The sequence below is a fragment of the Domibacillus sp. A3M-37 genome (genome assembly GCF_024213455.1).
Classification (GTDB): Bacteria; Bacillota; Bacilli; order Bacillales; family Domibacillaceae; genus Domibacillus; species Domibacillus tundrae.
In genome coordinates, this window is record NZ_JANAVL010000004.1 from 194,012 (window position 1) to 206,190 (window position 12,179).

The following is a 12,179-nucleotide window of genomic DNA, read 5'->3' on the forward strand; positions in this document are numbered from 1 at the left end:
AATGGCGTTACGTTTATTTCAAAAAAAAGATAAAACAATTAATTTTACGATCACCGACGAAGCCATCCGTTTTGTGGAGCTGCGCCAGTCCGACCCGCTGCTCATTGAGAAGTTTGGTGAACGGAAGCTGCCTGAAGGCATGATTGTGCGCGGAGATATTGTGAAAATCGGTGAACTACAGGACGTCATAGACAATATGGTGGATGAATGGAAGCTGAAAAACCGGAACATCCGTTTTACGATTCCGGATCGTTACGTGGCCATACGTGAAGAAAAGGTGGACCGTGATTTAACTCTCGATGAAATTAAAAACTTCTTTTTTATGCAAATTGGCTCTACCATTCATTTGCCGTTTGATGAGCCGGTTTTTGATGTGGTGGTGACCGGGTACGAAGAAAACAAGCAATCGGTTCTGCTTGTCGCCGCTCCGGAACAAGTTGTCGAGGATTATGCGGGTGTATTTGAACATGCCCGGTTGAAGCCGATCGCAGCTGATATCGCCCCGCTTGCTTTATACAGGCTGTTTCATTCGTTCGACCGGACAAATGACAGCGCACATGAACTGCTTATTCACTTAAAATCAAACGTTATGACACTCTCTATTTTCCACGGCCACCAGCTCAAATTTATGAAACCGGTCTTTATTGAAAAAAGCGAAGATGTTCTTGATATGGAGGATGCAGATGGAAGCGGCGATCTGGCAGATGCGCTGTCCGAGCTTGATAAGGTTGTTAATTTTTATGAAAATTCTGTTCACGGCGGACAAGTGAAAATTGAACGAATCTTATTTACCGGCGACCATCCTCAGCGGCCATTTGTAGAAGAATTTATCAACAAGTCATTTGATATTCCAGTTGAAACGGATGAACAGATGAAAATGGATACAAAGCAGAACGAATGGCTTCCGCCCGCTTTTTTGGCGGCGGTCGGGCTTGCATTGAAAGACGGGTGATCACGTATGTTAATCGATATTAATTTACTGCCGGCAAAAAAGAAAAAAAGTATTTCTACGCTGGCTTTGCTTATTATTGGCGCCATCATTTTAGCATCAGCCATTGCCCTTTTTGCAGCTGTGCAAGTGAAACAAGGTGAGGTGGAGCGTGCAGAACGTAATCTTGCGACGCAGCAGCAGCTGAGAGAAACACTTGAACAAGCCGCGTCCAACTCAAGCACAGCGACAGAAACGAGTGCCGATCAGCTGCGTCAGGCCGTTGAGTGGTCGCAGGTAAGACGGCTGCCGGCATCGCCTATTTTGGAGCACCTTGTTTCTCTTTTGCCGGAGCGTGGATTTTTTCAGTCGATGTCTTACGTAAGTGAAGAAACAATGAATTTAACGGTACAATTTGATACGAGCAGGCAGGGAGCCTACTACTTGGCGGAATTAAAGTCATCCGGCTGGGTCGAGAATGCTTCCATTCTTCAGATGGATACGTCTGTTGATGAGTCAGAAGAGGAAGCGAAAGTACTGTTGGAAGTAGCAGATGCGCTTCCCCGTTATGTCATTCAATATGAAATTGTTTTCAATGAGCAGGCTGTCTTGCAGAAGCTGGAGGAACAAAAATAATGAACAAAAAACGGGTTTATACAAGCATTGTTCTATTTTTAATCCTGCTCTTGTTTGTTTATTTGTACTTTGCTTTTTATCGGACAGCTGCTGTAAAGCTTGAAACAGCAGAGCAGCAAATTCAGGCTGAAGAACAGCTGATAGCTGCCCTCCAAGCAAATAATACCGGGGCTAGCGTGCAAGGACCGGTCGTTGTGACGGGCTCTCTTCAAAATAAAGTACCCGTCAAGCCGATGGGTGATAAGTTAATGCTTGATTTTGAAAAAGCGGAACTGCTATCTGACAGCTTGATTACAGCGATCGTTTTTACAGAGGGAGAAGAGGAAACATTGCCGGTTCAGGAAGAAACAGACAACGCCGATGAAACCGCAGACGCTGATACAGCAGAAAATACAAATATGGCTGCGGATGAAGAAACTGCGTCTGAAGAAGAGCAGGCCAATGAATCAGAAGAAGAAAATATGACAGACGGCACGGAAGAAGAAACGGATGTGCAAGAACAGCCGCTTCCTGAAGAAGTTTTGCCGGCCGGCATTCGAAAAATTCGTGCGCAGCTGACGATTGAGTCACCTGGTTTTGCAGAAATGAATGCCTTTATTGATTCGGTTGAAAATCAACTGCGGATGATTCGGGTGGAGCAGCTTGAATTTACAGGGCCTGAAGAAGCACAAAAAGTAGAAGGTGTAACCGAGCCGGTCACATACAACTTAACCGTTGCCGCTTATTATATGCCGGAGTTAACAGACCTTTTAGAAGATGCACCGGAAATTGACGTCCCGGACCCGGCCAATAAACAGGACCCGTTTGTGGTCATTGAAGACTAAGGCGGCATACAGATGAATGAAAAAGGCTACACACTCATTGAACTGCTTGCTGTTGTTGTGATCCTGGCCATTATTTCTGCGATAGCGGTTGCCGGCATCGGGCGGTTAATCGAACAGTCAAGAGAGCGTGGATTTGTTACCCAGGCACTTCACTTAAAAGAAGCTGCGAATTTATTTATCACGAATTCACGGGTGGACAATCCAGATTCTATTCCAGAGAAAGTGACCTATAAAACGCTGTACGAAAAAGGATTTATTGAAAAAGTGACGGATCCTTTCACTGGTAATGAACTTGACCCTAAGAAAAACGAAACATACGTGGATATGTATTCTAACGGTTCAGTAAAAGTGGTTTGTTTGAAAGGGGAGCAAAAAACACTTTGCCAGAGCACGTCAAATCTTACTGTGGACAAGATCGAGTAGAACAATGCGCAACTGCGTTTTGTTCTTTTTTTTCGATAATCCCGTATACATAAGGATGAGGAGGGATGCGTGTGCACGAGCCGGACTGGACGCGACAAAACAGTGATGTACTCGTCTGGCGGCTGCCGGACGAGGAAGAAACGGTCATACCGAAAAAAAAGCCGACCCTAAAAGCGGCAGCGGGCTTGCTGATCATTATTTCAGCTCTTTTAACGGGCAGTGTGTTTGGACTGTTGATGATGAGCGCCGTCCCGGAACAAACGGAGACAAAAGCGGCACCGGCGGTGAACAGCTCCACAGAACAAACAGCTGCACCAGTTGAAAAAACAGTCCCGCTGTTTGTCATTCAAGGGGGTCTTTTTTCAACGGAAGAAGCAGCAGCGAAAGCCGTTTCGTCTTCGGGAGAGCCGGCGGCGGTTATTTCATCTGAAAATCAATACAGCATGATTTACGGCGCTTTTTTAACAAAAACTGAAGCAGACGAAGCGGAACAAAGCCTTGAATCAAGGGGTACAGCTGCATACGTAAAAGAAACAAAAGTTCTATTATCCAGTGAAGAAGAAGAGACATTGAAAAAAGCGGCTGACTCGCAGCAGCTAGATAAAATCGTCTCCATTCTTTCGCCGTAACCTGCCAAAATCCGGCAGGTTTTTATTTGTTCATTGCAGAATTGTCTGTTATGATAAACGCGTAACTCCCTAGTTCTCTATATATCCATTTGAAAAGAAAGGTGATCCTCTTTGACCCACATTATTTTGGCTTCATCATCGCCCCGCAGAAAAGAATTGCTTTCTCAGGTATTCATTCCATTTACGGTTCAAGCTGCACACGCGGATGAAACGATTGCACCCGGAACGCATCCGGCAGCGGCTGTTGAGCAGCTTGCTGTGAAAAAAGCGGCAGCGGTTTTCTCTGAACGTCCTGACGCTGCTGTCATCGGTGCAGATACAGTCGTCGTTTCAAACGGCCGCATTCTGGGGAAACCGAAAACAGAACTTGAAGCAATGCAGATGCTTTCTTCATTATCCGGCGGCACCCACGCTGTTTACACCGGTGTCGCGATCATGTCAAAGAATGAAAAAATTGTCTTTCATGAAAAGACGGACGTTGAGTTTTGGGAACTGACAAAAGCGGAGATGGCTGCCTATATTGAGACAGGCGAACCGTTTGACAAAGCAGGTGGCTATGGCATTCAATCGGCCGGCGCGCTTTTTGTCAAAGCGATTCATGGCGATTATTTTAATGTCGTCGGGCTGCCGATTTCCTCTCTTTATCGCCGGCTGAGACAAATGGACCTTCTCACTGGCAGTTTTTCGTTCCGCTAATTTGAAAGGGGAATGGAACGAATGAGCCATGATAAAATTGCTGCACCTGCGTCAATGATGATCCGTGATGTCCCGCCACATGACCGCCCGCGTGAACGAATGATCGCGAGCGGTCCACATAGTTTATCCAACCACGAGCTCCTCGCGATTTTACTCCGGACCGGATCGAAAGAAGAATCGGTCCTGCAGTTATCCAACCGCATTTTAAATGAATTTGAAGGCCTTCGCCTGTTAAAAGACGCATCACTCGAAGAAATTACCTCTATTAAAGGCATCGGCAGCGCAAAAGCGATTCAGCTCATGGCGGCCGTTGAAATCGGCCGCCGCATTGAACGGTTGAAATATGACGAGCGTTTTATGATCCGCTCGCCGGAAGATGCGGCTAATTATATGATGGAAGAAATGCGCTTCTTAAGCCAGGAGCATTTTGTCGCACTTTATTTAAATACAAAAAATCAGGTTATGCACAAGCAGACGTTGTTTATCGGCAGCTTAAATGCTTCGATTGTACATCCGCGTGAGGTATTTAAAGAAGCGTTTCGCCGTTCGGCAGCAAGCATTGTCTGCCTCCATAATCATCCGTCCGGAGACCCGGCACCAAGCCGTGAAGACATCGATGTGACGAAGCGTCTTGTCGAATGTGGAAAAATACTGGGCATTGATGTTCTCGACCATTTGATCATTGGAGAGAAGAAATATGTCAGCTTAAAAGAAAAAGGTTATTTATAACGCTATGCTTTTTTTTTTCGTTCCGCTATAATATAAGTTATGGTTTTTGAGAAGTTTTTCACACAATTTAATAGCCATTACTAGTGAAATGATCACGATAAAAAGGATCTATTGAGGAAAGGGAGATACACTACATGTTTGGAATTGGGAGCCGTGACTTAGGCATTGACCTTGGAACAGCGAATACACTTGTGTATGCAAAAGGAAAGGGAATTCTCGTACGAGAACCGTCTGTTGTTGCACTGCAAACAGACACAAAACAAATCGTCGCGGTCGGAAATGACGCGCGCAACATGATCGGCCGGACGCCGGGCAACATTATTGCCACCCGTCCAATGAAAGACGGCGTTATTGCCGACTATGAAACGACTGCAGTGATGATTAAATATTATATTAAGCAGGCGACAAAAGGATCATCCGGCTTCCTGTCAAGCAAGCCATACGTCATGGTATGTGTTCCATCAGGCATTACCGCGGTTGAACGCCGTGCGGTCATTGATGCTACGCGTCAAGCTGGCGCACGTGACGCATATCCAATTGAAGAGCCTTTTGCAGCGGCGATCGGTGCCAATCTTCCTGTTTGGGAACCGACGGGCAGCATGGTCGTGGACATTGGCGGCGGTACGACAGAAGTGGCGATTATTTCACTCGGAGGCATCGTAACAAGCGAATCACTTCGCATTGCCGGAGATGAAATGGATGATGCAATTATTGCGTATATCCGCAAGCAGTACAATTTGCTGATTGGTGATCGGACAGCAGAAACAATTAAAATGGAAATCGGTTCAGCAGGTGATGCAGACGAGATCCCGAACATGGAAATCCGCGGCCGTGATTTATTAACAGGGCTGCCAAAAACAATTGAGATTACGGCACAGGAAATTGCGGATGCGCTAAAAGATACAGTGTACGCGATTGTTGATACAGTAAAAGGAACACTGGAGAAAACACCACCGGAACTTGCAGCGGATATTATGGACCGCGGCATCGTGTTAACAGGCGGTGGTGCGCTTTTGCGCAATTTGGACAAGGTGATCAGCACAGAAACAAACATGCCAGTCATCATTGCAGAAAATCCGCTGGACTGTGTAGCCATCGGAACAGGGCTTGCGCTTGATCATATTCATTTATTTAAAAACAAATAACAATTGACGATGAGGCCGGTTCTCCGTGCGTTGTGACCGGTTTTTCGGGGCGCGTTGAACCAGCCTCACCGTTTTGAATGCTTAGAAAACTGAGGTGGAATTCATGCCGCAATTTTTTACAAACAAGCGGTTGATTATATTGCTCGGCAGTATCATTCTTCTTGTCGCCATGATTGGTTTTTCACTGCGGGATCGGGATAACATTACGTGGCCTGAAAAGTTTGTGAAAGATGTGACCGGGTTTGGCCAAAATATCGTGTCGAAGCCGGCGGGTGTTGTTGAATCTTTTTTTGATGATGTACGCAGGCTGCGTCTTACATATGAAGAAAACGAAAAACTCCGCACACATTTAGAAGAGCTTGCCCAATTAGAAAGTGATGTAGCCCGTCTTGAAAAAGACAATGCAGAACTACGGAAAGTGCTCGAAAAAGAAAAAAGCCTTGCAGATTATGAGCCCGTACAAGCAACGGTTATCGCTCGCAATCCTGATCGGTGGTATGAGGTTATTACGATTGATCAAGGTGAATCAAACGGCATCGAACCAGATATGGCCGTGATGACTGCAAGCGGCTTAATCGGAAAAGTACAAAGTACGTCGAAATTTACGTCCACCGTACAGCTTTTGTCTGCTCGTGATTCACAAAATCGTGTGTCAGTGCTTATTCAAGGTAAAACGACGATTTATGGGTTGATTGAAGGCTATGATGAAGAAAAAAAAATGCTTCAAATGACGAAAATACCATCCGATTCAAAGGTGACAAAAGGACAAGCCGTCACAACATCTGGTCTCGGCGGTGTTTTTCCGAAAGGACTGGTCATTGGAACAGTGACAGAGTTGGTCCCGGATGAATTCGGATTGACGCAAACGGCGCTTGTTCAGCCAGCCGCAAGCTTTTACGACCTTGAGCATGTGATGGTTTCCAAACGCGAAATGACGAGTATTTTGCCGGAAGAAGAGGATCGCCAGCAGGTGCTTATTGAGGAGGAAGGACTGTGAAAAAAGCGCTCCTTCCTCTTTTAGTAGTCGTCCTGTTTTATAGTGACAGTGTCTTTATGATCTTTTTTTCGGAACAGGCCTTTGATGGAGCTTATGTGCCGGTCCCGCGTTTCTTCTTCATAGGTCTTTTGTTTATGTCTGTTTTTTTTGACCGGAATACTGCAATAAAATATGGCTTTTTCTTCGGCTTTTTATTTGATATGTTTTATACAGGACTTCTCGGCGCTTATTTCTTTTTCTTGCCGCTCCTTGTCTACACAACATCTAAGCTGACGAAATGGCTTCACAGCACACTGCCTGTTTTTTTCGTTATTATCTTGTTTGACATTGCATTGCTTGAAATGATGATTTACGGGTTAAATGTGCTAGTGCAGCGGACAGCCCTTTCATTCGAGCAGTTTGCTTACGTGCGACTGCTGGCAACACTTGTCTTGAATGGCCTTTTTTACATCGTGTTCGCGATTCCGCTTCGAAATGCTTTTTTACGATTAAAAAAAGTGTTCGATTGATGTTGAAAAAAGGAATATGGAATAGCACTGTCGAATATTGAGACGTACAGAGGTGGGATACTTTCTATGAAACAAAGTCAAAACGTCGTCATTAAAGGGACGAAAGACGGTCTGACTCTTCAATTGAACGATAAATGTGCGTATAATGAATTAATAGAAGAATTGACTGAAAAATTAGATGCCGTTACAAAAGAAGGCGGAGACGCGCTCATTACAGTCATTGTTCAAACGGGAAACCGGTATGTGGCTGAAGAGGAAAAAGAAGAGCTGCGTCAGCTGATCAGACAGCGCCGTCACTTAATCGTTGAAGACATTAAGTCAAACGTATTGACGATTGACGAAGCGGTACAGTGGAAAGAAGAAAATGAAATCGTTTCGTATGCTGGCCGTATTCGTTCCGGACAAGTGCTTGAAGTACCGGGTGACTTATTGTTAATTGGAGATGTAAACCCGGGTGGAACAGTGATGGCGGGCGGCAGCATCTTCGTAATGGGCGCACTGAAAGGCACGGCGCATGCGGGCTGTTACGGCAATGATTCAGCAATTATTGCAGCAGCAAAAATGATGCCGTCCCAACTGCGGATCAGCGATCATTTAACTCGTTCGCCAGACCGGTACGATGAAGAAGAGATAACAGAATCGGAATGTGCGTTTATTAACGAAGCACAACAATTGGTGATTGATCGGCTGCAAGTGCTGAAATATTTGCGGCCTGAGTTATCGACGTTTAAAGGGGGCTTTTGAAGTGGGTGAAGCAATCGTCATTACTTCTGGAAAAGGCGGTGTTGGTAAAACGACAACGACCGCCAATCTCGGTACAGCGCTTGCGCTGCAGGAGAAAAAAGTGTGTCTCGTTGACACAGACATCGGTCTTCGCAACCTCGATGTTGTCATGGGGCTTGAAAACCGCATTATTTACGACCTCGTTGATGTTGTAGAAGAACGGTGCAAAACACATCAGGCTCTCGTAAAGGACAAGCGTTTTAATGATCTTCTCTATTTGCTGCCAGCTGCCCAAACGACCGATAAGTCAGCCGTTACGCCTGAGCAGATGAAAAAATTGATTGATGAATTAAAGCAGGACTATGATTATATTTTAATTGACTGTCCAGCCGGAATTGAGCAGGGATATAAAAATGCGGTAGCAGGTGCAGACCGGGCTATCGTTGTCACCACCCCGGAGAAGTCGTCTGTTCGGGATGCGGATCGTGTTATTGGCCTTCTTGAAAAAGAAGAAGACATGGCACCACCGAAGCTTGTCGTCAATCGGATTCGCAGCCATATGGTGAGAGATGGAGATATGCTTGATGTCGATGAGGTGGCAGCCCATCTGTCCATTGAACTGATCGGTATTGTAGCAGATGATGATGAGGTCATTAAATCCTCCCATAATGGCGAGCCTGTGGCACATAATCCAAACAATCGCGCTTCGATTGCGTATCGGAACATTGCGCGCCGTATTTTGGGTGAGTCGGTTCCCCTTCAGCTGCTCGAACCGGAAAAAGACACATTTTTCACGAAATTTAAACGATTTATCGGCATAAGCCGGTAGCAAAAACCGCTTTTTTAAGCGGTTTTTTTCTATTTTTTCAGCATATACATAAACAGGCGGGAGGGATTCATATGCAAAAAAAAATCATCGCTTCTTTTTGTTTATTTGCTGTTGTTTATCTCAACCAGCATGCATCTCTTACCAAAACGATTTTTACAAACGATTTTTCATTTGCGTCTTTTGCCGCTGCTTATGAAGCGCGATTTGGCACACTTTTGCCGGCAATGAACCGGACAAGCATCGTCCCAGCCTCCTTTGTGAGTACAAACAGCCCGCTTGCTGCTGAAAAAGACGGCGTGGTTATACGAATTAATAATGAAAATATCTCCATTCAGCAGGACGACGGCACGGAAGTTGAAGTAAGCGGGCTGGAGCCGGATTCGTATCGGCTGTTTGAGCGAATTAAACAAGGAGAGCCGATCGGAACTCCTTCCGGCAGCATCATTGAATTCGTCGAACGAAAAAACGGTCAGACCATTTCATCAAGAAAAGTGAACGTGCATGAATAACGTGCGCATTCATCCATTAACCTGGCTGTTCGGGTCTGCTGCTGCTGCAACAGGACTTTTTTTAGAAGCAATATGCATCGGGCTTATTTTACTTATTCACGAACTGGGTCACGCGGGTGCTGCAAAAGCAATGGGCTGGCGCATTCAAAAAGTGGAGCTGCTCCCGTTTGGCGGCAAGCTGGAAACCGATGAGCATGCGGGCAGACCGCTTCTTGAAGAATGGCTCGTTGTATTAGCCGGTCCATTTATGCATGTTCCAATGCTTGCGATAAGTTTTTTTTTTCTAAAATCAGGATGGATGGATGCCGCCTTGTATGAATTGTTTTTTGAGCTAAATGCGGTCATCTTTTTGTTCAATCTATTGCCGGTGCTGCCACTTGATGGCGGCAAAATGGTCCAGCTTATTTTATGTGCGGTTCATCCTTATTTCATTGCATATAAGCAATCCATTTTTCTGTCATTTGCCGTCCTTCTTTTTGTAATGGGTGCAGCGGTGATCACACTTCCATTTTATTTGCAGCTGCTTTTAACTGTTTCCTATATTGCCGTTCAGCTTCTAGTCATGTGGAAAGAAAGAGAAGTCATGTTCATCCGTTTTTTAACCGCCCGTTTTTATGATCCGGTATCTATGCGCTTGCTGGTCCTGCCTCTTCTAAAAACGGATCGCCTCCTTGATGCTGTCCGATTATTTAGAAGAAACCGGACACACCAGTTTCATGTGAACGGGCACGATGAACTGACAGAAGAGCAGCTTCTTCATTCTTTTTTTGGAGGCAAGAAAGACGTTCAGGATATGTTTGAAAATATTGATTGACACTGATATTGAAAGGTGATAGAATTCATATGTTATTGTTTGTAGCACCCGTGCTACAACCGCACACAGCAGGTTTAAGCATCGATAGATCACCTGTCACGTGGCGAGTCTGAGTAAACAGGGAGGTGCAGAAATGTACGCAATTATTGAAACAGGCGGCAAGCAGGTTAAAGTTGAAGAAGGTCAAGCAATCTACATCGAAAAATTGAACACACAAGACGGTGACACTGTCACGTTTGATAAAGTTCTTTTCGTTGGCGGCGACGACGTGAAAGTCGGCAGCCCAATCGTAGAAGGCGCAACCGTAACGGCGAAGGTCGAAAAGCAAGGACGTGCGAAGAAAATCGTCGTTTTTAAATTTAAAGCGAAGAAAAACTACCGCAAAAAGCAAGGACACCGTCAGCCTTATACAAAAGTAGTCATTGAAAAAATCAACGCGTAAGGCGATGATCCAATGATTTATGTAGATATTAAAAAAGACACATCCGGCTTGATTACATCGTTTACAATGGAAGGCCATGCCGGCTTTGATGACAGCGGCAAAGACTTGGTTTGTGCGGGTGCTTCCGCAGTTTCGTTCGGTTCGCTGAATGCAGTGATGGCACTGACTGGTATTACGCCTGAAATTGATCAGGGGGAAGACGGCGGCCTGCTTTCCTGCCGTGTGCCGGATGGACTGCCAGCAGACAAGCGCGATCAGGTTCAGCTTTTATTAGAAGGTATGGTTGTCTCACTGCAGACGATTGAGGAAGAGTACGGACAGTATATTCAAATAAACATCCTATAGGAGGTGAAAACACATGTTGAAATTGAATCTTCAATTTTTCGCATCCAAAAAAGGTGTAGGTTCTACACGGAATGGACGTGACTCTGAGTCGAAACGTCTTGGCGCTAAGCGTGCAGACGGCCAGTTCGTAACAGGTGGATCTATCCTTTACCGTCAACGCGGAACAAAAATTCACCCAGGTGAAAATGTAGGCCGTGGTGGCGATGATACATTGTTTGCGAAAACAGATGGTATCGTACGTTTCGAACGCGTTGGACGCGATCGTAAAAAAGTAAGTGTTTATCCTGCTGCTCAATAAGCAGATAGGCGAATGGAGGCGTTCTGAAAGTCAACCTTTCGGAGCGCCTCTATTTTTTTGTGTACAGCCGATTATCTTTCCCGTTCAAATGCTGTATTTTTCTGCTATACTAACAAGAAGGAATGTAACGTTCGGGAATGAGTAGGAGGTGTGATCAGCTAGGTGGAAAAGGAAGAATGGACTGTAGTAAAAACGCTCCGTCATGCGCGTCATGACTGGATGAACGACATACAGATCGTGAAAGGGTATCTCGCCTTGAATAATCTTGATGAAGCAGCCAGGGCAGCAGATCATATTATTGTGAAGGCCGTGCAGGAATCAAGGTTGTGCAATCTTGGCATGCCGGGGATGGCGGAGCTGTTTATGACGTTCAATTGGTCGCAGCATCTATTTCGGCTTGAGTATGAGCTTGATGATGGCATTAAAACAGGGTCGGCGGATGACCAAAAAGCGCTCAGCTTTTTTAGCCGATTGTTTGCGTTGCTGGAGCAACATATAAAGGACTACAATGGACATGAATTATTTGTGCACTTTTCAGAAAAAGAAGAATGTCTTTTTGTACGAATGGAATGGATGGGAGACGTGGCAAACCGCCCGTTGCTGCTAGACAAAATAAATGAAATCCCGAAAGAACTACAGCTGAAATGTGCTGTGTTGGAAACGGGTTGTCAGGATATACTAATGGAAGTGACATTTTAGGAGG

18 protein-coding genes and 1 other annotated feature are annotated in these 12,179 nt (G+C 45.3%); all 18 genes read left to right on the forward strand.

The window, feature by feature from the left end:
- Position 1 precedes the first annotated feature (1 nt).
- The 18 genes from pilM (at position 2) to NLX67_RS09380 (ending at position 12,175) form a co-directional block, all read left to right on the forward strand.
- Positions 2–952, forward strand: coding sequence for a type IV pilus biogenesis protein PilM (gene pilM, locus NLX67_RS09295; protein ID WP_254311513.1), 951 nt, complete (start codon positions 2–4; stop codon positions 950–952).
- Positions 953–958: 6 nt separating this feature from the next.
- Positions 959–1,564: a PilN domain-containing protein gene (locus NLX67_RS09300; RefSeq protein WP_046178666.1), complete on the forward strand. Its 606-nt coding sequence runs from the start codon at positions 959–961 to the stop codon at positions 1,562–1,564.
- Complete coding sequence (locus tag NLX67_RS09305; protein ID WP_254311515.1) at positions 1,564–2,388, forward strand: hypothetical protein; 825 nt, start codon at positions 1,564–1,566, stop codon at positions 2,386–2,388. Before NLX67_RS09300 ends, NLX67_RS09305 begins: the two co-directional genes overlap by 1 nt.
- A 12-nt stretch (positions 2,389–2,400) precedes the next feature.
- Complete coding sequence (locus tag NLX67_RS09310) at positions 2,401–2,811, forward strand: type II secretion system protein (RefSeq protein WP_254311516.1); 411 nt, start codon at positions 2,401–2,403, stop codon at positions 2,809–2,811.
- Between the two features lie 65 nt (positions 2,812–2,876).
- Complete coding sequence (locus NLX67_RS09315; protein WP_254311518.1) at positions 2,877–3,440, forward strand: SPOR domain-containing protein; 564 nt, start codon at positions 2,877–2,879, stop codon at positions 3,438–3,440.
- A 111-nt stretch (positions 3,441–3,551) separates the two neighbouring features.
- The gene (locus tag NLX67_RS09320) at positions 3,552–4,136 is read left to right on the forward strand and encodes a Maf family protein (protein ID WP_046178670.1); all 585 of its coding nucleotides are present in this window, start codon (positions 3,552–3,554) and stop codon (positions 4,134–4,136) included.
- A gap of 21 nt (positions 4,137–4,157) precedes the next feature.
- Complete coding sequence (gene radC / locus NLX67_RS09325; RefSeq protein WP_305882027.1) at positions 4,158–4,865, forward strand: RadC family protein; 708 nt, start codon at positions 4,158–4,160, stop codon at positions 4,863–4,865.
- 134 nt (positions 4,866–4,999) lie between these two features.
- Complete coding sequence (locus NLX67_RS09330) at positions 5,000–6,010, forward strand: rod shape-determining protein (RefSeq protein WP_046178672.1); 1,011 nt, start codon at positions 5,000–5,002, stop codon at positions 6,008–6,010.
- A 103-nt stretch (positions 6,011–6,113) separates the two neighbouring features.
- Positions 6,114–7,007, forward strand: a complete 894-nt coding sequence (mreC, locus tag NLX67_RS09335; protein WP_254311520.1) for a rod shape-determining protein MreC — start codon at positions 6,114–6,116, stop codon at positions 7,005–7,007.
- Positions 7,004–7,516 carry a rod shape-determining protein MreD gene (gene mreD, locus NLX67_RS09340; RefSeq protein ID WP_046178674.1) on the forward strand — a complete coding sequence of 171 codons (513 nt, stop codon included), beginning with the start codon at positions 7,004–7,006 and terminating at the stop codon, positions 7,514–7,516. The genes mreC and mreD overlap by 4 nt, the downstream gene beginning before the upstream one ends.
- 66 nt (positions 7,517–7,582) lie before the next feature.
- The gene (minC, locus tag NLX67_RS09345; RefSeq protein WP_254311522.1) at positions 7,583–8,260 is read left to right on the forward strand and encodes a septum site-determining protein MinC; all 678 of its coding nucleotides are present in this window, start codon (positions 7,583–7,585) and stop codon (positions 8,258–8,260) included.
- 1 nt (position 8,261) lies between these two features.
- Positions 8,262–9,068, forward strand: coding sequence for a septum site-determining protein MinD (minD, locus tag NLX67_RS09350; RefSeq protein ID WP_254311524.1), 807 nt, complete (start codon positions 8,262–8,264; stop codon positions 9,066–9,068).
- Positions 9,069–9,139: 71 nt separating this feature from the next.
- Positions 9,140–9,577: a hypothetical protein gene (locus tag NLX67_RS09355; RefSeq protein ID WP_046178677.1), complete on the forward strand. Its 438-nt coding sequence runs from the start codon at positions 9,140–9,142 to the stop codon at positions 9,575–9,577.
- Complete coding sequence (locus NLX67_RS09360) at positions 9,570–10,391, forward strand: site-2 protease family protein (RefSeq protein WP_254311526.1); 822 nt, start codon at positions 9,570–9,572, stop codon at positions 10,389–10,391. Before NLX67_RS09355 ends, NLX67_RS09360 begins: the two co-directional genes overlap by 8 nt.
- Before the next feature lie 47 nt (positions 10,392–10,438).
- Positions 10,439–10,512: a sequence feature (ribosomal protein L21 leader region), on the forward strand.
- A gap of 12 nt (positions 10,513–10,524) precedes the next feature.
- Positions 10,525–10,833: a 50S ribosomal protein L21 gene (gene rplU, locus NLX67_RS09365; RefSeq protein ID WP_046178679.1), complete on the forward strand. Its 309-nt coding sequence runs from the start codon at positions 10,525–10,527 to the stop codon at positions 10,831–10,833.
- Positions 10,834–10,845: 12 nt separating this feature from the next.
- Positions 10,846–11,178: a ribosomal-processing cysteine protease Prp gene (locus NLX67_RS09370; protein ID WP_046178680.1), complete on the forward strand. Its 333-nt coding sequence runs from the start codon at positions 10,846–10,848 to the stop codon at positions 11,176–11,178.
- Positions 11,179–11,191: 13 nt separating this feature from the next.
- Positions 11,192–11,476 (forward strand): 50S ribosomal protein L27, encoded by a 285-nt coding sequence (rpmA, locus tag NLX67_RS09375; RefSeq protein ID WP_046178681.1) that lies wholly within the window; start codon positions 11,192–11,194, stop codon positions 11,474–11,476.
- Between the two features lie 162 nt (positions 11,477–11,638).
- On the forward strand, positions 11,639–12,175 hold the full coding sequence (locus NLX67_RS09380) for a Spo0B domain-containing protein (RefSeq protein ID WP_254311528.1): 537 nt from the start codon (positions 11,639–11,641) through the stop codon (positions 12,173–12,175).
- Positions 12,176–12,179 lie beyond the last annotated feature (4 nt).

Excerpts from the sequence above, each read along its gene's own strand:
- NLX67_RS09305 (WP_254311515.1), top strand. The coding sequence starts at position 1,564 with ATGAACAAAAAACGGGTTTATACAAGCATTGTTCTATTTTTAATCCTG.
- rplU (WP_046178679.1), top strand. The coding sequence starts at position 10,525 with ATGTACGCAATTATTGAAACAGGCGGCAAGCAGGTTAAAGTTGAAGAA.
- NLX67_RS09315 (WP_254311518.1), top strand. The coding sequence starts at position 2,877 with ATGCGTGTGCACGAGCCGGACTGGACGCGACAAAACAGTGATGTACTC.
- pilM (WP_254311513.1), top strand. The coding sequence starts at position 2 with ATGGCGTTACGTTTATTTCAAAAAAAAGATAAAACAATTAATTTTACG.
- NLX67_RS09360 (WP_254311526.1), top strand. The coding sequence starts at position 9,570 with ATGAATAACGTGCGCATTCATCCATTAACCTGGCTGTTCGGGTCTGCT.
- NLX67_RS09310 (WP_254311516.1), top strand. The coding sequence starts at position 2,401 with ATGAATGAAAAAGGCTACACACTCATTGAACTGCTTGCTGTTGTTGTG.
- minC (WP_254311522.1), top strand. The coding sequence starts at position 7,583 with ATGAAACAAAGTCAAAACGTCGTCATTAAAGGGACGAAAGACGGTCTG.
- NLX67_RS09370 (WP_046178680.1), top strand. The coding sequence starts at position 10,846 with ATGATTTATGTAGATATTAAAAAAGACACATCCGGCTTGATTACATCG.
- NLX67_RS09355 (WP_046178677.1), top strand. The coding sequence starts at position 9,140 with ATGCAAAAAAAAATCATCGCTTCTTTTTGTTTATTTGCTGTTGTTTAT.
- NLX67_RS09330 (WP_046178672.1), top strand. The coding sequence starts at position 5,000 with ATGTTTGGAATTGGGAGCCGTGACTTAGGCATTGACCTTGGAACAGCG.
- NLX67_RS09300 (WP_046178666.1), top strand. The coding sequence starts at position 959 with ATGTTAATCGATATTAATTTACTGCCGGCAAAAAAGAAAAAAAGTATT.
- radC (WP_305882027.1), top strand. The coding sequence starts at position 4,158 with ATGAGCCATGATAAAATTGCTGCACCTGCGTCAATGATGATCCGTGAT.
- rpmA (WP_046178681.1), top strand. The coding sequence starts at position 11,192 with ATGTTGAAATTGAATCTTCAATTTTTCGCATCCAAAAAAGGTGTAGGT.
- mreC (WP_254311520.1), top strand. The coding sequence starts at position 6,114 with ATGCCGCAATTTTTTACAAACAAGCGGTTGATTATATTGCTCGGCAGT.